Raw genomic sequence first — 21,512 nt, 5'->3', positions numbered from 1 at the left:
TTATACAGGAATTGATTTAAAAGAAAAATAGTTTACTTAATTTGACCATTACCATGTAACAAGTATTTAGTAGACGTTAAAGCTTCTAATCCCATTGGTCCTCTTGCATGAAGTTTTTGTGTACTTATACCAATTTCTGCCCCAAAACCGAATTCAAATCCATCTGTAAACCTTGTCGACGCATTATGATAAACAGCAGCCGCATCAACTCCATTCATAAATGTAACAACATTTGCTTCATCCTCTGAAATAATGGCTTCCGAATGGTTTGTGCCATAATGATTAATATGGTCAATTGATTCTTGTACAGTATTAACGGTTTTAACAGCAACAATTTTATCCAGGTACTCTGTTTCATAATCTTCTTCTGTTGCTTCGATGACATTAGCTCCTTTTGAAACCGTATAAGCATCTCCGTGAATTTCTACATCTGCGTCTTGTAATGCTGTAATTAGATCAGTTAAATGCGTTTCTGCCCAGTTTTTTTCTACTAATATAGTTTCAATGCTATTACAAACAGATGGGCGTTGAGTTTTTGCATTAATTGCTATTGCGATTGCCATGTCTTTTTTGGCTGTTTCATCAATAAATAAATGGCAATTTCCAGCACCTGTTTCTAATACAGGAACAGAAGCGTTAGCAACAACTGTATCGATCAGTTTCTTTCCGCCGCGAGGAATGAGTACATCAAGATATTGATTTAATTTAAACATTTCTGAAGCTGTCTCTCTGCTCGTATCTTCAATCAGTTGAACCGCATCATTCGGCAAGTCAGACTGTTTGAGTGCATCATGGATTACTTTTACTAATGCTGTGTTGGAAAAAATTGCCGATGAGCTTCCTCTTAGTAATACCGCAGTGCCTGTTTTTAAACAAAGACTTGCAGCATCGATCGTCACATTAGGTCGTGCTTCATAAATCATTCCTACTACTCCGATTGGAACCCTTGTTTTCTGAATTTGCAGCCCATTTGGACGTGACCATTCTTCTAAAATATCTCCAATAGGGTCAGCAAGTTCTGTTAGCTGTAATAATGCATCAGCCATATCGTTAATTCGCTGTTCATTAAGGACTAAGCGGTCGATCAATGACTCATGCAAACCATTTGCACGTCCTTTTTCAATATCCTTATTATTTTCTGTGATGATAAAATCTGTTTGTTCTTTTAAAGCTGCTGACAGTAATTTTAATGCTTCATTTTTCTGTTCTGTTGTCTTTGTTGCTAAATCTGTTGTTGTTGCTTTAACAAGTTGGGCTTTTTGTAATAAATCACTCATAATGATATGCCTCCTTCATTGTTAATACTAATTTATCGCGATGGATGACTTCAGGTTTAGCACCCATCGTTAATTCCATTGCGATTTGACTTGGTTCTCCTTTTGCTAAGATCATTTCATCTGATGAATAATTGACTTGCCCTTTAGCAATCACTTGGTCACCAAACATAATCTCTACAACTGCTCCTGCTTCAAATGATCCTTCTATCCACTTGATTCCAGCTGGAAGCAGGCTTTTCCCCTGGTGGATAACTGCTTCGCTAGCACCTTTATCCACATAAATTTTGCCAGCAATTTCGGAATGAAAGGCGATCCATTGTTTTTGTTTCCTGTAATTGCTTGTCAAGTGTTCACCAATATAGGTGCCATCCCCATTATTAGCAATAATCTGCATCAGTTTATCCTCACCCTTGCCTGTTCCGACAAATACACGGACACCTAAAGACAGTGCGGTTTTAGCAGCTAATATTTTCGATTTCATTCCACCTGTTCCAAATTTGGAACCTGATTCATGTTTCGTTTGTTGCAGAATTTGTTCAGTAATTGCTGTCAAATGATTATATTTTTTGGCGTCAGGGTCTGTTTTGGGGTTTTTATCATACAAACCATTGATATCTGTCAGCATAGCAAGAAAGTCTGCATGAACCAAACCACTCACAAGTGCTGACAGCATATCATTGTCCCCGAAAGTCAACTCTTCAATCGATACAGTATCATTTTCATTAATGATTGGCAGTATATCTCGTTTTAACAGTTCCGTTAATGTGGAGTATACATTGCCATATTGTTTTTCATTGCTAAAGTTATCTCTTGTAAGCAAAAGCTGGGCGATCGTCATATCATACTTTCTAAAAGCTTCTGTATATGCCTGAATCAGCATCCCTTGGCCAACTGCTGCTGCTGCCTGTTTGCCTGCCACTGTTACAGGTTTGGCTGGATAACCTAAATCACTGAATCCAGCCGATACCGCACCAGAAGAAATGAGAATAACTTCATAATTATTTTTTTTCAATTGTGCAATAGCCGCAGTATGTTCCTCAATTTTCTCAATGCTTAAGCCGCCATTTTTGTTTGTTAAGGAACTACTGCCTATTTTGACAACAATACGTTGTTTTGCCATTATACTCACGCCTTTATCTAACAAGTAAGATTTTTAAAAAATCGCATTCGCTCTTCTTTTGGCGAATGTGTTAGTTTTTCTTATACATAGAACTTCAAAATTTCTTCTACGGTGGCCTTAAACTTCCTTGCAGTAAGTTTATATTTTCTTAATGTCTAAAAAAAACTAAAGAAAAAGACTCTTTCGCCTTAAAATTAAGGACGAAAAGAGTCATTCCGCGGTACCACCTTTTATTGACAATATCTATTATATTGTCCACTTAACTCTTTAACGCAGAGTAACGTTTAAGTGTTATACTTAACTGTTCATAGAATAGGTTCATTAGTAAAGCGGGCTTACAGAATTTTTCAGCCGGGAATTCTGTTCTCTGCTGCCATTTAGCTAACTACTGGTTCTAATCTTTACATTTCATTATTCTATCACCATTATAGAAGATTTATTAAAATTTCTCAATCATTATTTTACTTTAACAGTCCAGCCAAAAGGATCTTCTACTGAACCAAATTGGATACCTGTTAATGTATCATATAAACGCTTGGAGACTTCACCAGTCTGTCCTTCAGTGATGATTAGTTTTTTATCTCCCCAAGCTAACTCACCGATTGGAGAGATGACCGCAGCTGTACCGGAACCAAATGCTTCTTCTAATTCTCCATTCCGATATGCTTCGTCAAGCTCTTCCATTGTAATGCGGCGCTCTGTAACTGGAAGATCCCAGTGTCTTAACAATTCAATAACAGAGTTTCTGGTAACCCCGTTAAGAATACTTCCATTTAACTCAGGTGTAATAATTTCTCCCTTAATCTTAAAGAAAACATTCATACTTCCCACTTCTTCAATGTATTTCTTCTCTAAACCATCAAGCCACAATACTTGAGCGTATCCTTCTTTTGATACAATTTCTTGTGCCTTTAAGCTTGACGCATAGTTACCTGCCGTTTTCGCTTCACCCGTACCACCTTTAACTGCACGTACATATTCATTCTCTACAGCAATCTTAACAGGATTGATACCAGATTCATAATATGCGCCGACTGGGGACAATATAACAATAAACTGGTACATACTTGAAGGATTTACACCAAGATAAGGTTCTGTTGCAATAATAAATGGTCGAATGTATAAAGAAGTACCCTCAGCGTCAGGTACCCATTCACTGTCAACATGAACAAGATGCTTAACCGCATTGATGGCAAACTCTTCATCAATTGCCGGAATGCAGAGCCTGTCATTAGAAAGATTTAAGCGTTCCATGTTTTTGTCTGGTCTGAATAATTGAATATGGCCTTCTTTTGTACGATATGCCTTTAGACCTTCAAAAACAGTTTGACCATAATGGAAGATCATTGCTGCCGGATCAAGAACGATTGGCTGATATGGTACAATTCTCGGGTTATGCCATCCCTTTGCTTCACTATAATCATAAATAAACATATGATCAGTAAAGTATTTACCGAATTTCAACTGATCAGATGCTGGCTTAGGTTTTGGATTTTCATTTTTTACTACGGTGATTGTATATTCTGACATTACAAAGACTCCTTAATAACAATATGTAATTCTCTTTATTACGAAATACCTAACATATATTTTATTACTAAAACAAACTAAAATACAACTATAAAATATTAAAATTTTCAAACAATTATCGGTAATTTGCTGATTATTGCCTAATAGCAGTTAATTTTATCCTAATTTATCAGAAAAAGGTGGAAATATGGAAAAGAAAATAACCAATCAGCTTTCAGAAAGATTTGAAGCAGCATTTAATCAAATTCATGATCAATTATGTCAATATGCGCGTGAAGTAAATAATCATGTTTCTTTTACCGAAGTTTTAGAAAAGGCTAAACCTCACCACAAAATTATAGAGGTCCATTACGAATTACTTAAACAATGCAATAAGCTCCGTAATGCAATGGTGCATCGAAAAATCAGGCAGGATTTTTATATCGCTGAACCTCATCAAGAAGTAGTCGAAGAATTAGAAAATATTGCAAAAACTTTAGCTAAAACACCCTTTGCCATTGATTTCGCTTCCAAACCTGTCGAATTTTTTGATGTTGAAACAGTAATGACAAAAGTTCTATCAGTCATTCAAACAAAAGGTTATTCCCAATTTCCCATTTATCGTGAACACAAGTGTATCGGCCTGTTGACTGAAGGAGCGATTGTTAAATGGTTTGCATCCAAACTAGATATGCATGCAAGTCTCTCCAGTCATATTGTTGCAGATATATTACCTTTTGAAACAGAATCCAGCATTGCTTTTATTCAAGAGAAAGCAACTATTTACGACGCACAAGCAATCTTTCATTTTTTTATGGAACAAGGCAAAAAATTAGAAGCAATTATCATTACAGAAACTGGTGAAGATAGCGATTTACCACTCGGTATCATTTCTTCATGGGACTTAATCCGATTAAAATTGCGAACTTATCCTATTTTAAATCACACATGATCAAGTTCCTTTCAAATTCGATGGATATATAAGACATTAGATGGTAAAATTAGAATGGTAACACCATTTTTTAGTAAAAGGAGCGTTGTTTAGGATGGTTATCCATTATATTCGTTTGCGTTAATTTGAAGGTGCATTAATTTTAACCAAGTTTATATTACAAATATTGGTTGAGTTTATTTGGTGTACCTTCTTTTATGAGGTGAAAATCAAATGAAACGAGGTATTACCATGCATAAAGATATAAATAGCGAGAACGGCGCAACATACCAACATAGCCAAAAAGAGCAAGTAACACTGCCACTAACGAATACCAGGGTATTGGAAATAGCTAAACAACATAATATAATTTTGAACAGAGAATCCTTTAGTATAAATGATTCAGGTCTCGACTTTCGTGTAATCTTTGCAAAAGATAGCGATGGGCAGCAATGGGTTTTACGACTACCGAGAAGACTCGATGTTATCCCGACAGCTCAAACAGAAAAAAAAATCCTTGATACTGTGGGAACAAGATTATCGATTCAAACACCAGATTGGGATATTTTCTCTAAAGAAATGATTGCCTATAAATTACTAAATGGAGTTCCAACTGGGATGATTGATTCTGAAGCGAAAGAGTATGTATGGAAAATTGACGAAAAGAATGTGCCTTCACTTTACCTTAAATCACTGGGAGAAGCTTTAGCAGAACTCCACAATATTGAGCAGAACGATGCCAAAAGAGCTGGTTTAACGGTGATAAAACCAGAAGAACTTAAACTTTTAATGAAGCGAAGAATGGAAAAAGTAAAATCAGTTTATGGGGTAAGCGATACTCTTTGGGAACGCTGGCAAAAATGGTTAGCCAATGATACTATTTGGCCAGAACAAACTGTTCTCATTCACGGCGACTTTCACCCAGGACATATTTTAATCAGTGAGGATGCTCGTGTAACTGGTATAATTGACTGGACAGAAGCCCGTGTTGATGATCCTTCCCATGATTTTGCAGCAATATATTTAACATTCGGTGAAAAAGTACTCGAGAAATTAATAGAGTATTATCGTTTAACCGGAGCTTATGTTTGGCCTTCTATGAAGGAACATATAATGGAGCTGACAGCAGCTTATCCCGTCAGTATTGCGGAATTCGCAATAAAATCAGGGATAAAAGAGTATGAGGAATATGCTAAGCATTCTTTAGGTGTGAATAGTTAATAAAAAAGCACAAAACAGTGTCCAACAGTAATACTGGACACTGATTTTTTTGCGCTTATCCCTCATAAAAACTGTTTAGAAGTACAGGAAATTTACATATTAACAACAGACGGCAAAGCAGTTTCCCCCATTAAATACTGATCAACTTGATACGCTACTTCTCTGCCCTCATTAATCGCCCAGACAATTAAACTCTGACCACGACGTGCATCTCCAGCAGCAAATACATGTTCCACATTTGTCTGGAAATCACCGTATTTTGCATTTACACGATTTCTTTGTGTTTTTACACTAAATGCTTGAAGTACTGGTTGTTCAGCACCTTCGAACCCGATTGCGATAAGAACAAGCTGTGCTGGCCATACTTTTTCTGTTCCAGGGATCTCCTCAAACACAAACATTCCGTTTTCATCACGAGTTTTCTTCATTTGTACAGTATGGAGCTCTTTTAATTTGCCTTTTTCATCCGTGACGAATTTTTTCGTTTGAATGCTGTATTCTCTAATATCTTCGCCAAATTTTTCTTTCGCTTCTTTATGCGCATATTCAAGGCTGAAAACATTTGGAAAAGCTGGCCACAAGTTATCACCAGACCGTTTGATCGGTAATTGCGGGTGCTTACCAAATTGAACAATGCTTTTCGCTCCTTGTCTTAGTGCAGTGGCAATACAATCAGCTCCTGTATCCCCTCCACCAATGACAATAACATCTTTACCTTCTGCATTTAATTCTTCTTCCACTTGGACACTTTCATCAAGAATAGACTTTGTAGCAATGGTTAAGTAATCCATTGCAAAACGTACACCTTCAGCATCTCTGCCTTCTAGCGGTAAGTCACGATGTTTTTGGGCACCTGTACAAAGAATCACAGAATCATAATCAGCTTTTATCTCTTCAGCAGAAATGTCTTTACCAACTTCTGTGTTCAGGATAAAGTCTACTCCCTCTTGTCTCAATAAATTCACACGTCGCTCCACTACATCTTTGTCTAATTTCATATTCGGAATACCGTATGTTAACAGACCGCCGGCACGATCAGCTCTTTCAAATACTGTTACAGAGTGTCCTGCTTGGTTTAACTGGTCTGCTGCAGCTAATCCAGCTGGCCCTGAACCAATGATGGCTACTTTTTTCCCTGTGCGGCGTTGTGGAATTCTTGGTGTAATCCAGCCATTTTCAAATCCTTTATCAATAATCTTCTGTTCGATATTTTTTATAGTTACGGCAGGGTCATTAATCGCAACAGTACATGATCCTTCACATGGCGCTGGACAAACACGACCGGTAAATTCAGGAAAGTTGTTTGTCTTCATTAATCTCGCTAAAGCTTCTTTCCATTTTCCACGGTAAACTAAATCATTCCATTCAGGAATCAGGTTGTAGACAGGGCAACCTGAAGTCGCCCCATCAATATCCATTCCAATATGACAGAATGGTGTACCACAATCCATACAACGTGCCCCTTGAGTTGTCGCTACTTTATCAGAGAAAGGAGCAGAATATTCCTTCCAATCATTGATTCTCTCCAAAGGCTGACGTTCATTGGAGGTTTGTCTTTCATATTCCATAAATCCAGTTGCTTTCCCCATTTACATCTGTCTCCTTTCTACTTTGTCACTACCTCTTCATTATTTAAAGACACAGTCATTTTGTTATCTTTTTTTGCATTAAATGCTTCATAGCGTGCCTCATCAGTCGATAAACCTTGACTTTCAAACCATTTGATCTGCTCAAGCATTAGTTTGTAATCAGTTGGTATAACTTTAACGAATTTTTTCACTTCATTATCCCAATTTTGCAAAGTGATTGCTGCCTTATTACTATTTGTATATTCAAAATGCTTAGTAATCAATGCTTTCACTTCGGCTATTTCTTCCGCATCTGTTAATGACTCAAATTGAACCAGTTCTTGATTAGTCAGTGACTTGAATTTCTCGACCTCATCTGGTTTTACATATGCAACACCGCCTGACATCCCTGCAGCAAAGTTTTTGCCGACATTACCTAAGATGACAACACGACCGCCTGTCATATACTCACAACCATGGTCCCCGACACCTTCTGTCACGATTCTCGCTCCAGAGTTGCGGACAGCAAATCGTTCGCCAGCATATCCGTTAATATATGCTTCACCACTTGTTGCCCCATAAAAAGAAACATTTCCTGCAATAACATTGTTACCTGCATCAATGGTTGATTTCTCAGAAGCACGAACGATGATCTTACCACCTGATAAACCTTTTCCGACATAATCATTCGCATCACCAGTTACAGTCATTTTCATCCCTTTTGGAATAAAGGCACCAAAACTTTGTCCTGCTGAACCAGTGAAATTCAATGTGATCGTATCTTCAGGCAGACCCTCTTCACCATACTTTTTCGAAATCTCACTACCTACGATCGTACCTGCTACACGATTCGTATTCTTGATTTTGTAAGAAGCTTCCACACGCTCTCCTGTTTCAATTGCTTTTGCTGCATCTGGCAGGATTGCTGTTAAATCAAGTGATTCCTCAATTTTATGATCCTGACTTGTACGATTGATTCTCTCCCCATCCACTTGGTAAAGCAATGTGGATAAATCTAAATGTTTTGCTTTCCAGTGTGCTTTTGCTCGACCAGTTACTTCTAAAACATCTGTACGGCCAACCATTTCATCGATTGTTCTAAATCCTAATTTTGCCATAATTTCTCGAACTTCCTGTGCCAGGAATTTCATATAATTGACAACATGGTCAGGATTTCCTGTAAACTTTTTGCGTAATTCAGGGTTTTGAGTTGCTACACCTACTGGACATGTATCGATATGACAAACCCGCATCATTACACAGCCGATAACAACTAGTGGAGCTGTGGCAAATCCATATTCTTCGGCGCCTAGTAATGCTGCCATAACCACATCTTTACCTGTCAGTAATTTCCCATCCGTTTCCAAAATCACACGGTCTCTCAGTCCATTTAACATTAATGTCTGGTGTGCTTCTGCCAAGCCTAATTCCCAAGGCAGACCTGCATGTTTAATACTTGTTTTAGGACTGGCACCAGTTCCGCCATCATAACCTACTACGGAAATAACATCAGCATTTCCTTTTGCTACACCTGCTGCAATTGTACCAACACCTGATTTAGCTACCAGTTTTACACTGACCCTTGCCTCACGATTGGCATTTTTTAAATCATGAATTAATTGTGCTAAATCCTCAATTGAATAAATATCATGGTGTGGTGGTGGTGAAATTAAATCTACACCTGGAGTCGAACCACGCACATCTGCTACCCATGGATAAACTTTGGTTGCTGGTAACTGGCCGCCTTCACCAGGTTTCGCACCTTGCGCCATTTTGATCTGCAATTCTTTCGCATTCACTAAATAATGACTTTTCGCTCCAAAACGCCCTGATGCCACTTGTTTGATAGCACTTGATCGTAAGTCACCATTCTCATCCACTTCAAAGCGTGCAGGGTCTTCCCCGCCTTCCCCGCTGTTACTTTTACCACCTAAACGGTTCATTGCAATCGCTAATGCTTCATGGGCTTCCTGGCTGATGGAACCGTAAGACATTGCCCCTGTTTTAAATCTTTTTACAATCGATTCTACTGATTCTACTTCCTCAATTGGAATGGATTTCTCTTGTTTAAAGTCAAACAGATTGCGTAAAAAGCCAATTCGTTCTTCATCAGCTGCTTGAGAGAACTTTTTGAACAAGTCATAATCTCCACGACGACATGCCCACTGTAATGTATGAATCGTTGTCGGGTTAAACGCATGATATTCTCCCGTTTTACGCCATTGGAAATCACTTCCTGACTCAAGTGACATTTCAATCGCTTCTTTATAGCCATCACGATGACGTTTCTCTGTTTCTTCCTGGATTACACTCAGATCGATCCCGTCAATTTGAGAAGCTGTTCCTGTAAAGTACTCTTCAATTACTTTTTTGCTGATGCCGACTGCTTCAAAAATTTGTGCCCCACGGTAACTTTGTACTGTAGAAATCCCTATTTTAGACATTACTTTGATAATACCTTCTGTAACGATCTCAATATAGCGAACTTGTGCTTGTGCCAAATTCATATCGAGTTCATTTGCTAAAATTTGCGTATAAAGCGTCTGATAAACAAGGTATGGATGTACTGCGTCAACACCATAGCCTAGCAGTGCAGCGAAGTGATGAACCTCTCTCGCTTCTCCGGATTGTGCGATAATACTTGCTTTTGTCCGGATCCCTTCACGGATTAAATATTGATGCAGTCCACTAACTGCCAGCAATGCAGGAATAGCAGGGTGATTTGGATCCATTGCTTTATCTGAAAGCACAATAATATTAGAGCCATCTTCAATCGCATTTTTCGCTTGACGGAACACATTATCTAATGCTTCTTGCATATTTCCTGTATAAACCGTATCAATTACAGCAGTATGAGCACCTTCTACTTTATTGCCAACTAATCGATCGATTTGAGTGTTTGATAGAATTGGAGAATCCAAACGAATCCGAATTGCTTTCGTCTTTTCCGGATGCAGCAAATCTCCTTCGCCACCCAGCCATGTTAGCATTGATGTCACAATCTGCTCACGATAGGCATCAATCGGTGGATTGGTTACTTGTGCAAATAATTGCTTGAAATAGTTAAATAAGCTTTGCGGGCGTTCCGATAATACAGCAAGCGGAGTGTCTGTTCCCATTGCTCCGATTGGATCTTTGCCGCCTTTTACTAATGGCACTAGATATTTTTCAATATCTTCTGTTGTATATCCAAAGGCTTTTTGCTTTTGCAATAATTGTGCATCAATATAATCATCCTCTTCCGCCTCAAGATCAAGAGGAACAATTTGTTCGTCAAGCCATTCTTCATATGGCTCCGCACTCGCAATCTCTTCTTTAATTTCTTTATCTGAAATAATACGTCCTTCTTCAATATCGATTAATAACATTTTCCCAGGACTCAAACGTTCTTTTAATAAAACATTTTCTTCCTCGTAATCTATTACACCAACTTCAGAAGAGTAAATAATATAATCATCTTTTGTCACATAATAACGGGCTGGACGTAAACCGTTACGATCTAAAATCGCACCAATTTGCTTACCATTTGTAAAAGTAATCGATGTTGGTCCATCCCACGGTTCCATCATCATACTATGATATTGATAGAAAGCGCGTTTCTTTGCATCCATGTGCGGGTTTTTCTCCCATGGTTCCGGAATTAGCATCATTGCCGCATGTGCTGGTTTTCTGCCTGCAAGTGTAAAGAATTCCAAAGCATTATCCAATGTGGCAGAGTCACTTCCACCGCCATTTATGATTGGTAAAATCTTTTCTAGATCCTCCCCAAATGCGTCGGAAACAAATTGCTTCTCTCTCGCTCGCATCCAGTTGATATTTCCTAGGATTGTATTAATCTCTCCATTATGAATTAAATAACGGTTAGGGTGTGCTCTTTCCCATGATGGGAAGGTATTTGTACTGAAACGTGAGTGTACTAAAGAAAAAGCAGAAACAAAATCTTCATCTTGCAAATCTAGATAGAATTTATATACCTGGTCTGATGTTAACAGGCCTTTATATACAATGGTACGGCTAGAGAAACTTGGGAAGTAAAAACGAATGCCTTGTTCTTTTGCCCAATTTTCCGCCTGTTTGCGAATCACATATAACTTACGTTCAAACGCTAAATCATCTTTAAGATCATCTGATTTTGCGATAAATACCTGGCGAATATTCGGTAATGTATCAATTGCCCCTTTACCAATCGGCACGGCGTTAACAGGAACATCTCTCCATCCTATTAGCTGTTGGCCTTCTTGAGTGATTAATTGATTAATTTTGTTGATCGCATTTTCTTGTTCTTGTTCATTTTGTGATAAAAATAACATCCCAACGCCATAGTCCCCGACAGCTGGCAGTTGAAAGTCTTTACATTCTCTTCTAAAATATTTATCAGGGATCTGTACCATTAACCCAGATCCATCTCCTGTGAGCGGGTCACTGCCCTGACCGCCGCGATGTTCTAATTTACATAACATGTCTAATCCTTTTGTAACGATGTCATGTGTCTGTTTACCTTTCATATGCGCATATAAGCCAATACCGCAAGCATCATGTTCAAAACTCGGATCATATAAACCTTGGGCATTGGGCAAATCTCTATATGTCATATATTGTCGCCCCCATTCGTTCAATACTATTTAAGGTGTGTAATTCTATTGTAAGTTTTCTTATTGATCTAAACAATATATAATAAGTATTATATTGTTCTATTTTTGATATATATTAGGTGGTGGAGTTATGGAATTACGTCAATTACGCTATTTTGTAGAGGTAGCAGAGCGTGAACATGTGTCAGATGCAGCAGCTGAATTGCATGTGGCACAGTCTGCAATCAGCCGACAAATAGCAAATTTAGAAGCAGAATTAGGAGTGGAATTATTTGAGAGGGAAGGTCGAAATGTGAGGCTGACACATATCGGAAAGATTTTCTTGACTCATACCAAGACAGCATTAAAAGCAATCGATCATGCCAAAAAACAAATAGATGAGTATATCGATCCAGAACGCGGCTCGATCAAAATCGGTTTTCCAACAAGTTTAGCCAGTAATTTACTTCCGACCGTTATTTCGGAATTTAAAAAGAAACATCCGAAAATCGGATTTCAATTAAGACAAGGATCATATAATTTCCTGATTGAATCGGTAGAAAATCGAGAAATTGATGTCGCCTTTTTAGGTCCTGTACCAACAGAGCACCCCGACATCATTGGAGATATTTTATTTACGGAAAGTTTCTATGCACTTGTTCCGAACTCTCATCCCTTAGCGGAACAAAGTGTTGTAAATTTACGGGATTTGCATAATGAAGATTTTGTCTTATTCCCGGAAGGTTATGTACTTCACCAGTTAGTCATTTATGGGTGTAAACAGTCTGGATTCACACCAAAAGTATCTTCACAAGGGGAGGATTTAGATGCGATTAAAGGGTTAGTGGCAGCAGGAATTGGTATCACTTTACTTCCAGAGAGTGCGTTCAATGATCTGAATCCATATTACAGTGCTAAAGTGGCAATTCAGAATCCGGAATTAAAACGGACTGTCGGGATTATTATTCCAAAGAACCGGAAACTGGCACCGTCTGAGCAAGTATTCTATGAGTTTATTAAAGAATTTTTCTCGATCCTGCAGAGGTTTCAATAATCAATTGGCAAGTTAGTTAATTTATAGTGATACCAATTCGAGATACCTATGTCTAATATTTTGTATGTTGATACTCATACCGTAAATAAACTTCGCTGTTCTTAAAGGAGTCTGCATTTATTTACTACTGTCTGGTTTTTGATAATATCACAGTAACCTTATGCGATCATCTTCTGTATAAATGAATATATTTACCTTTAGATTAGCTTAATTTTTTCTTAATGCAAAAACCCAAGCATAAGCAAGGTCAGTTGTTTACGCTTGGGTTCATTCTGTTTTTTTAAGAAAATGGGCGTCACGCTAATTGTCTGTTCAGCTTTTTCAGCCAGCGATCTGTGTTATGGAACTCTAATTCATCTCGTAAATAACGGACAATTTGAATATGATCATTTTTCCAGATGGCTGTATCAACCGAAAAGTCTAATGGCACGTCTGTTAAAATCTCAGCAAGTTTACGCGAAATTGCTAAGTCTTCTTTATATTGTTCCAGCTTATTTTGCATTCCCTTTGTTAGTGATGCTTTTTCTTCTAACAAACGATCGATGGTTTCATACTCTTTTAATAACTTGATAGCAGTTTTCTCGCCAACACCTTTTACACCTGGATAATTATCAGCACTATCTCCCATCAAGCCTTTTAAATCAATAATCTGTCTTGGAAAAAGCTGTTTCTTTTCATAAAAATTGTCGCTTGAAAACACTTCATAGTTTCCTGTTCCCTTTTTCATAATAGCCACTTGTATATTATCATCGACTAATTGCAAAATATCCTGATCACCTGTAACAATGGTCACTTCAAACTGATTTTGCAACTGCTTGGCTAAAGTACCAATACAATCGTCAGCCTCATAGCCGACTATACCTACATTTGGTACTTGAAAAGCTTCCACCATCTCTTTGGCTAAATCGAATTGAGGAATCAATTCCTCTGGCGGGGCACCCCGATTTGCCTTATATCCTTCATACATCTCATTACGAAATGTTTTACTTCCCATATCCCAGCAGCAGATCACATGAGAAGGATCAAACGTATGAATCGCATCTGTGAAGTAATTCAGAAAGCCGAATAAGCCATTACGTGGCACACCTTTGCTATTTAACATAAAATTACCGGTAAACGATGTGGCAAAAAATCCGCGGAATAATAATGCCATTCCATCTACAATTAATAATCTATTACTTTTCATTTTTTCACCTTCCTAATCTATCTATTTTACATCATAACATATTCAAGGTATATTTATGGAGGAAAGTGCAGAAAAGAGGGATACAACTTATGGGAAAACTAGAAAAAGCCACATTTGCTGGCGGATGCTTCTGGTGCATGGTAAAGCCTTTTGACAAGTGGGATGGAGTAGAAAGTGTCATCTCAGGCTATACAGGTGGACAGCTGGAAGATCCAACATATGAGCAAGTAAAAACTGGAACGACAGGTCACTTTGAAGCTGTCCAAATAACTTATGATCCAGAGAAAATATCTTATCAACTAATCCTGGATTTGTATTGGCCACAGATAGATCCGACCGATAATGGCGGGCAATTTCATGATCGCGGACCCCAATATCGGACAGCAATTTTCTATCATAATGACGAACAACATCAAATAGCAATTGATTCAAAAGAAGCATTAAAAAGTTCTAATCGATTCCATAAAGAGATTGTTACAGAGATATTACCAGCAGACACTTTTTACCCGGCCGAAGACTATCACCAGGATTTTTACAAAAAGAATGCAACAGAATATAAAGAGGATCGCAAGAAGTCCGGCAGGGATGAATTTATCGATCAAAACTGGAGCTAACTTTCGAATTATTTATTCGAAAGTTTTTTCCCAGCTTGTTATGATGTCGATAATTTCATATAGGTCATCAATTTTATATTCCGTGTTTACTTCTCCCCAATAATCATCCCGTTTCCATATACCTCTCATTCCAACACCTTGAGCTGCTTTTATATCATTTTCAGGATGATCACCAATAAAGACACTGTCGATTGGAGAAACCTGGCACCTATCTAATGCTAACTGAAAAATCTCCGGCTCTGGTTTTTTTATGCCAACTTCTTCAGATATAATAATTTGATCGAAATAATGAGCTATTTTGAGTGCGTGAATGTTTCGTTTCTGAAACAACGTTCTGCCATTGGAGATTATTCCTAATTTCAACTGCATACTTTTTAATACTTCAAGCGTTTCCATCAAATTGGGGAATGGGCAACAGCTGGATTGAAACCGCTCCATATAATCTTCTAGCAGTTCTCCCCATGTTATTTTATTAATCTGCCATTCGTCTACCAACCGCTGATAAACTTTATCTTTCCATACAACCTCTCTGATCCAATTCGATAAATCTGCTGCAATAGAGCTGCTTAGGAACATGGTGCAACTCTTCGATAAATCTTTCATACTGTGTATTTATAAAACTTTGAACAGATGTATCACGGTCCAATAAAGTACCATCAAAATCAAATAAAACAGCTTTAATCATAGCTATCCTCCCCTTCAATAATGAAGCAAAAAAATGATTCCATCCTCGTCATAGAATGAAATCATCTCTGCTGCGAATTTACCATTTCGTTATTTCTTGCCTGTCACCTTTATTGTTCCCTTTTTTTGCAAAACGATTGGATAGTTCCTGTTTCACATCATCCAATGATACGCCTTGATTTGCCAACATTACAATTGTATGATAAAGCAAATCACTTACTTCTTTTGTTAATTCCTCATTATCATTATTCTTCGCAGCTATCACTACTTCTCCAGCCTCTTCAATCACTTTCTTGCCGATTTTATCTACACCTTTATCATATAAATAGTTCGTATAGGAGCCTTCGACACCTTCTGTTTTACGCTCTTCTACTTCTTCAGCCAAGTGCTCAATTATAGAAGCATCAAAATTACAGTCTTTTTCAGCCACACGATTGAAGAAACAGGACACCTCACCAGTATGACAAGCAGGCCCTGCAGGAACCACTTGAATAAGCAATGTATCCTGATCACAATCAAGATCAATTGACTGCACTTCCTGTGTATTACCGGATGTCGCCCCTTTGTTCCATAATTCATCACGAGATCTGGAATAAAACCATGTTTGTTTTGTTTCCAATGTTTTTTGATAAGCTTCTTCATTCATATATGCAAGCATCAGCACATCTTTTGTATAATAATCTGTTATAATTGCCGGAATAAGACCCTTTGAAAAGTCAGGCTTCACGTATATTCACTCCTTGTTGTTTACAAACATCCTTTACCTCTTTGACAGTAAATGTATTCTCATGGAAAATCGAGGCAGCTAAACCCGCTGATACATCTGTCTCTTTAAACACTTCCGGAAAATGCTCCGGTTTGCCGACACCTCCAGAAGCAATCACCGGTATTCTTACTGCATCCACCACAGTTTTCGTTAAAGCAATATCAAAACCGTTTTTGACACCATCTGTATCAACACTTGTCAATAAAATTTCGCCAGCACCTCTGGCTTCTGCTTCTTTTGCCCACTCTATCGCATCAATACCTGTATCTTTACTGCCACCATGTGTCATCACATGCCATTTGTCGCCAACACGCTTCGCATCTATGGCAACAACTGTACATTGAGCACCAAATCGTTGCGATGATTCTGTAATGAGCTGAGGATTAACAACTGCAGCTGAGTTCATTCCTACTTTATCTGCCCCTGCCTTCAGTAAACGATTTACATCCTCAATCGACCGAACACCACCGCCAACAGTAAATGGTACAAAAACCTGTTCAGCCGTTTGACGGACAATATCGACCATTGTCTGCCGCCCTTCATTTGTAGCAGATATATCGAGAAATATAATTTCATCTGCACCGGCTTTGGAATAACTTGATGCCATCTCTACAGGGTCGCCTAAATCACGTAACCCTATGAAATTAGTACCTTTTACTACTTTCCCTTCTTTTACATCCAAACATGGGATGATTCGTTTTGCAATCATTCGACATGCCCCCCAATTGAAGCTGTTTGTTCTAAAAAGGCTTTTAGCAACCCTATTCCAACTTCCCCGCTCTTCTCTGGGTGAAATTGCATGCCATATACATGCCCTTTTTGTACAATGGCAGGAATGGTTGTACCATAGTCTGCAGTCGCTACAAGATATTTCTGTTCTGTTTTGGCTTGGAACGAGTGAACAAAGTAAACATGTTTATCCTGGAAGTCTGCAAATGGTACATTGTTATTTTCAATATTCAATTGATTCCAGCCGATATGTGGCAGGATATATTCTGTTTCCATCACATTTACTTCCCCGGGAATAAAACCTAATCCGTCAGAAATGCCATTCTCAAAACCTTTTTCAAACAATAATTGCATGCCTAGACAGATGCCGATAAATGGTTTTTTAGCAGCCAATTCCTTCAATGGTTCTAACAAACCGCGTTGGTTGATCTCATCCATTGCTGCTTTAAATGACCCAACACCTGGTAATATAATATGTGTTGCCTGTTCCAATCTGGCGAAAGAATCGGTAATCTCCACTTCATAGCCGAGATTCTTAAAAGCGGTTTTAACACTCGCTACGTTTCCCATACCATAATCAACAATAGCGATCATTCGATTAGCCCCTTTGTTGAATTAACCCCTTTGATCTCAGGGTTAACCGTAATAGCTTGTGCTAAAGATCGACCTAATGCTTTAAAAATTGCTTCAATTTTGTGATGGGTATTATCCCCATACAATACTTTTGCATGTAAAGTAATGCCTGCCTGAAAAGCAAATGCCTGCAGAAATTCCTGTACCAGTTCTGTATCAAAATTACCTAATTTCGGGTTAGTTAGAGATGCATCGAAAACAAGGAAAGGTCTTCCACTTATATCCAGCGCCACAAATCCAAGTGACTCATCCATCGGTACATAAGCACTGCCATAGCGATTTATTGATTTTTTATCACCTAAAGCTTCTTTGATTAATTGTCCTAAAACAATTCCAACATCTTCTACAGTATGATGACTGTCAATATGCAGGTCACCATCTGCCTTTACTTCTAAACCGATGCGGCCGTGACGAGCAAACAGTTCTAACATATGATCAAAGAAACCGACACCTGTATTGATAGTAACAGTTGTTGGATCATCTAAATTTACTGCTACATTAATTTTTGTTTCAAATGTGGATCTGCTTTTACTTGCTGTTCTCATTGTTTTCCCTCCAAACGCTTGGCAACTGCTCTTCCATGCCCTGCTAATTCTTCCTGGTTCGCCAAATTAATTACATGTTCACTTGCTTCTTTTAGTGCATCTTCTGAGTAATATAAGAAAGTTGTTTTCTTAACAAAGTCATCAACAGATAACCCTGATGAAAAACGAGCGGTCCCTGATGTTGGCAAAACATGGTTAGGGCCAGCGTAATAGTCGCCTAATGCTTCTGGTGTATAGTGACCTAAGAATATTGAACCAGCATGTTTTACTTTTGGCAGATAGGTTAATGGATCATTGACTTGGATTTCCAAATGCTCAGGAGCCAGTTTATTTGCGATAACAAATGCTGCGTCAACCGAATCAACCAGAACACTAGCACCTTTCTGCTGAAGAGCGGCACAGGCAATCGATTGTCTAGGCAACGAATCACATTGCTTTACCAACTCCTCTTCTACTTGTTTAATAAGAGCAGAAGATGTACTGATTAAAAATGCCCGTGCATTTGTATCATGTTCTGCCTGCGCAATTAAGTCTGCTGCAACATAAACAGGATTTGCACTGTTATCGGCAATAATCGCTACTTCACTTGGACCTGCAATCATATCAATTCCTACATCCCCATAAACTAACTGTTTTGCTGCAGCAACATAGGCATTTCCTGGACCGACAATTTTATCAACAGCAGTAATCGATTCTGTACCATATGCTAATGCGGCAATTGCCTGCACACCGCCAACTCGGTAAATTTTATCAACACCAGCAATATCTGCAGCTACTGCTAAAATCGGGGCAATTTCTTCTCCATTTTTCACAGGAGTTACCATGACCACTTCTTCTACACCAGCAAGGACTGCCGGAATTGCGTTCATTAATACCGAAGAAGGGTAACAAGCTGTTCCACCAGGTACGTAAATTCCTGCTCTGTCAATTGGTCGATAAAGCTGGCCGGAAATAATATCTCCCTCAACTTGCATCATTCTTGAATTATTTAATTGTTTTTCATGAAAAGAACGAATGTTTTCTGCTGCTTTTTGTAAAGATGTAATAATTTTTTTGTCCAATAATTCCCAAGCACGCTTTCTTTCCTCATCTGTTACAAGAAAAGTTTCCGGTGCTTCTCCATCAAACTTTTCAATATATTTTCGTACTGCCTGATCACCATGATTTCGTACTTCATTTATAATCTCATTTGCTGCCTGAAGAAATTGTTGATTGTCTTCTTTCTTTTTCGCACCAGGGACTGCTTCTTTTAAAAATTCTTCTGCAGAAAGGTTTCTGATCATCTTTGTTTCGCTCCTTCCTTAAAACGTTCAATTACTGGTACCAACTGATCTCTTTTGACTTTTAATGAGGAACGGTTGGCTATAAGTCGTGCGCTAAATGATAAAAATTCATCCTGGATGACAAGTCCATTTTCCTTTAATGTTGTTCCTGTTTCCACAATATCAACGATCGCGTCAGCTAATCCTAGTATTGGCGCTAATTCAACTGAACCTTCCAAACGGATAATATCTACTGACTCCCCTTTTTCACGGAAATAGTCTTTGGTAATATTGGTAAAGGTACTGGCAATGCGATTTTTACGGTCAGGCCAGCTATAATCTGCTTTCGTTGCTAACGCCATGCGGCACTGACCAAATGGCAATGGAAACAAATTATAAACATCCGGTTTATGTTCGATTAGTGTATCCCCGCCAACGACGCCAAGGTCTGCAATCCCATTTTCTACATATGTGGTAACATCTACCCCTTTAGCGAAAAAGAAGGAAAATTGTTCTGTTTCAATTTGCAGCTTTCTCCCTTTATCAAGTAATGGTTCTGCTTCAAAGTCCAGGTACTGGAAAAATTGCAAAAACTGTTTTTCTAAACGACCTTTTGTGAGAGCAATGACTGGTTTCATCTTTTGACCACCTTATACTGATTGTTATCAAGAATAACTGTATAGATTGCGCTGTAGATTGCTTCATTGTGTACATGATATTGGATATCCACAATATCTTCTGGTAAATCTTCACGATATTTTTCTGCTATGCTGTGTGTTTCTGGTGTGGCAATTATACACGCCTTTGTCAGGGAATCTTTTGTTTCCATATGCAAAGCTAATTGATCAACATCAAATGCTAAACCAACTGCTGAAGTTTCTTGCTCAAATTGTTTATATAATCGGTCATACCGGCCGCCAGAGAAACAGGTAGATCCATCCGTTGTAACAAAACCTCTGAACATAATGCCATCATAATATGGCAAGTTCTTGACACGGCCTAAATCAACAATCACTTCCGACACGCCCGTTGCTTCCAGCAGATTAATGAGCTGACGGATGTGCTGCAGAATAGCAAGAAGCTCAGGCTGGTTTGCCCATACATGTTCATAGTGTGTAATCACATCACTACCACCATAGGCATCAATTAACTGGACTAAAGCATCTTTTATTTCTTCCGGGTAATTGCTTAAAAGTTCCTCCACTAAATCCATCCGCTTATCATGCATCGCCATTCTTAATGCTTCTTCTTCCTTTAAATCAAGCTTTAATGGCTTAATTATCTGTTCAAAAATTGCCGTATGACCTAATTCGATCACATACTCTTCCAGCCCGATTTCTTTTAAGTATTGGATGGCTGTCAGAAGACATTCACTTTCTCCAAGAAAAGGATCTGCATGAACAATTTCAATCCCTGCCTGACGATTTTCTGTTCCATCCTTATCCATACGGAAGACAGATCCTTGGTACGACCACTTCTGAAATGACTGATGTTGCTTCGCTATTGCTCTGGCGACAGCAGCAGTCCAGTCTGGTCGTAAAACTTCAATCTCGCCTTCTGAATTAAACCATTTCAGCATGCTTTGCAAGTCCATTCCCGCAATTTCATTGGTAAATGTATGCGCATATTCTACCACTGGTGTGGAAATTGCTTTAAAATTCCGTTTCTCGGATACTTTGCGAAATATTTCTGATGCTTTTAACCTGTTGGCTATCTGTACACCTGTTTCATCTTGACTTCCTGCTGGTAAGAACATCTTCATCACATCCTACATCACTTTATTAATTTACCACTCTACTGTGGTAAAGCGTTTATTTGTAACTAACCTTATCATACTTTTTT

19 protein-coding genes and 1 other annotated feature are annotated in these 21,512 nt (G+C 38.4%); of the genes, 4 read left to right on the top strand and 15 right to left on the bottom strand.

Going from position 1 to position 21,512, the window contains the following annotated elements:
- Positions 1–32: 32 nt before the first annotated feature.
- The 3 genes from F9U64_RS04315 to F9U64_RS04305 all read right to left on the bottom strand — a co-directional run bounded on the left by F9U64_RS04315 (position 33) and on the right by F9U64_RS04305 (position 3,927).
- On the bottom strand, positions 33–1,277 hold the full coding sequence (locus F9U64_RS04315) for a glutamate-5-semialdehyde dehydrogenase (RefSeq protein ID WP_153401782.1): 1,245 nt from the start codon (positions 1,275–1,277) through the stop codon (positions 33–35).
- Positions 1,270–2,397 carry a glutamate 5-kinase gene (proB, locus tag F9U64_RS04310; RefSeq protein ID WP_153401781.1) on the bottom strand — a complete coding sequence of 376 codons (1,128 nt, stop codon included), beginning with the start codon at positions 2,395–2,397 and terminating at the stop codon, positions 1,270–1,272. Before proB ends, F9U64_RS04315 begins: the two co-directional genes overlap by 8 nt.
- A gap of 193 nt (positions 2,398–2,590) precedes the next feature.
- Positions 2,591–2,808 (bottom strand) — a binding site (T-box leader).
- Positions 2,809–2,853: 45 nt separating this feature from the next.
- Positions 2,854–3,927 (bottom strand): branched-chain amino acid aminotransferase, encoded by a 1,074-nt coding sequence (locus F9U64_RS04305; RefSeq protein ID WP_153401780.1) that lies wholly within the window; start codon positions 3,925–3,927, stop codon positions 2,854–2,856.
- A 187-nt stretch (positions 3,928–4,114) separates the two neighbouring features.
- On the opposite strand from F9U64_RS04305, the gene F9U64_RS04300 reads away from it, so the two are divergent.
- Positions 4,115–4,858 carry a CBS domain-containing protein gene (locus F9U64_RS04300; protein ID WP_228275581.1) on the top strand — a complete coding sequence of 248 codons (744 nt, stop codon included), beginning with the start codon at positions 4,115–4,117 and terminating at the stop codon, positions 4,856–4,858.
- A gap of 297 nt (positions 4,859–5,155) precedes the next feature.
- On the top strand, positions 5,156–6,058 hold the full coding sequence (locus F9U64_RS04295) for a macrolide 2'-phosphotransferase (RefSeq protein WP_407647288.1): 903 nt from the start codon (positions 5,156–5,158) through the stop codon (positions 6,056–6,058).
- A 92-nt stretch (positions 6,059–6,150) separates the two neighbouring features.
- Here the strand turns inward: F9U64_RS04295 and F9U64_RS04290 are convergent, their stop codons facing one another.
- Together F9U64_RS04290 and gltB are read right to left on the bottom strand one after the other, a co-directional pair.
- Complete coding sequence (locus tag F9U64_RS04290) at positions 6,151–7,647, bottom strand: glutamate synthase subunit beta (protein WP_153401779.1); 1,497 nt, start codon at positions 7,645–7,647, stop codon at positions 6,151–6,153.
- Positions 7,648–7,664: 17 nt separating this feature from the next.
- The gene (gene gltB / locus F9U64_RS04285) at positions 7,665–12,218 is read right to left on the bottom strand and encodes a glutamate synthase large subunit (RefSeq protein WP_153401778.1); all 4,554 of its coding nucleotides are present in this window, start codon (positions 12,216–12,218) and stop codon (positions 7,665–7,667) included.
- Between the two features lie 130 nt (positions 12,219–12,348).
- Between gltB and F9U64_RS04280 the strand changes: the two genes are divergently transcribed.
- A complete protein-coding gene (locus F9U64_RS04280) occupies positions 12,349–13,251 on the top strand; it encodes a glutamate biosynthesis transcriptional regulator GltC (protein ID WP_153401777.1) in 903 nt (300 codons plus the stop codon).
- 295 nt (positions 13,252–13,546) lie between these two features.
- Here F9U64_RS04280 and F9U64_RS04275 read toward each other — a convergent pair whose 3' ends face one another.
- Positions 13,547–14,437 (bottom strand): 5'-3' exonuclease, encoded by an 891-nt coding sequence (locus F9U64_RS04275; protein WP_153401776.1) that lies wholly within the window; start codon positions 14,435–14,437, stop codon positions 13,547–13,549.
- 89 nt (positions 14,438–14,526) lie between these two features.
- Between F9U64_RS04275 and msrA the strand changes: the two genes are divergently transcribed.
- Positions 14,527–15,051 (top strand): peptide-methionine (S)-S-oxide reductase MsrA, encoded by a 525-nt coding sequence (gene msrA / locus F9U64_RS04270; RefSeq protein WP_153401775.1) that lies wholly within the window; start codon positions 14,527–14,529, stop codon positions 15,049–15,051.
- 12 nt (positions 15,052–15,063) lie between these two features.
- On the opposite strand, the gene F9U64_RS04265 is transcribed toward msrA, so the two are convergent.
- The 9 genes from F9U64_RS04265 to F9U64_RS04230 all read right to left on the bottom strand — a co-directional run bounded on the left by F9U64_RS04265 (position 15,064) and on the right by F9U64_RS04230 (position 21,426).
- The gene (locus F9U64_RS04265) at positions 15,064–15,627 is read right to left on the bottom strand and encodes an HAD family hydrolase (protein WP_407647281.1); all 564 of its coding nucleotides are present in this window, start codon (positions 15,625–15,627) and stop codon (positions 15,064–15,066) included.
- On the bottom strand, positions 15,560–15,736 hold the full coding sequence (locus F9U64_RS23550; protein ID WP_407647280.1) for an HAD hydrolase-like protein: 177 nt from the start codon (positions 15,734–15,736) through the stop codon (positions 15,560–15,562). The genes F9U64_RS04265 and F9U64_RS23550 overlap by 68 nt, the downstream gene beginning before the upstream one ends.
- 78 nt (positions 15,737–15,814) lie before the next feature.
- On the bottom strand, positions 15,815–16,462 hold the full coding sequence (hisIE, locus tag F9U64_RS04260) for a bifunctional phosphoribosyl-AMP cyclohydrolase/phosphoribosyl-ATP diphosphatase HisIE (protein WP_153401774.1): 648 nt from the start codon (positions 16,460–16,462) through the stop codon (positions 15,815–15,817).
- Complete coding sequence (gene hisF, locus F9U64_RS04255) at positions 16,452–17,210, bottom strand: imidazole glycerol phosphate synthase subunit HisF (RefSeq protein WP_153401773.1); 759 nt, start codon at positions 17,208–17,210, stop codon at positions 16,452–16,454. The genes hisIE and hisF overlap by 11 nt, the downstream gene beginning before the upstream one ends.
- Positions 17,207–17,824 (bottom strand): imidazole glycerol phosphate synthase subunit HisH, encoded by a 618-nt coding sequence (gene hisH / locus F9U64_RS04250; protein ID WP_153401772.1) that lies wholly within the window; start codon positions 17,822–17,824, stop codon positions 17,207–17,209. The genes hisF and hisH overlap by 4 nt, the downstream gene beginning before the upstream one ends.
- Positions 17,821–18,408 carry an imidazoleglycerol-phosphate dehydratase HisB gene (hisB, locus tag F9U64_RS04245; protein ID WP_153401771.1) on the bottom strand — a complete coding sequence of 196 codons (588 nt, stop codon included), beginning with the start codon at positions 18,406–18,408 and terminating at the stop codon, positions 17,821–17,823. Before hisB ends, hisH begins: the two co-directional genes overlap by 4 nt.
- On the bottom strand, positions 18,405–19,691 hold the full coding sequence (gene hisD / locus F9U64_RS04240; protein WP_153401770.1) for a histidinol dehydrogenase: 1,287 nt from the start codon (positions 19,689–19,691) through the stop codon (positions 18,405–18,407). Before hisD ends, hisB begins: the two co-directional genes overlap by 4 nt.
- Positions 19,688–20,308 carry an ATP phosphoribosyltransferase gene (gene hisG / locus F9U64_RS04235; RefSeq protein ID WP_153401769.1) on the bottom strand — a complete coding sequence of 207 codons (621 nt, stop codon included), beginning with the start codon at positions 20,306–20,308 and terminating at the stop codon, positions 19,688–19,690. The genes hisD and hisG overlap by 4 nt, the downstream gene beginning before the upstream one ends.
- Positions 20,305–21,426 (bottom strand): ATP phosphoribosyltransferase regulatory subunit, encoded by a 1,122-nt coding sequence (locus F9U64_RS04230; protein ID WP_153401768.1) that lies wholly within the window; start codon positions 21,424–21,426, stop codon positions 20,305–20,307. The genes hisG and F9U64_RS04230 overlap by 4 nt, the downstream gene beginning before the upstream one ends.
- Positions 21,427–21,512 lie beyond the last annotated feature (86 nt).

The organism is Gracilibacillus oryzae, assembly GCF_009498735.1.
Classification (GTDB): Bacteria; Bacillota; Bacilli; order Bacillales; family Amphibacillaceae; genus Gracilibacillus; species Gracilibacillus oryzae.
Note: the sequence above shows the minus strand (reverse complement) of the source record. Positions and strands in the feature narration are given on the sequence as shown.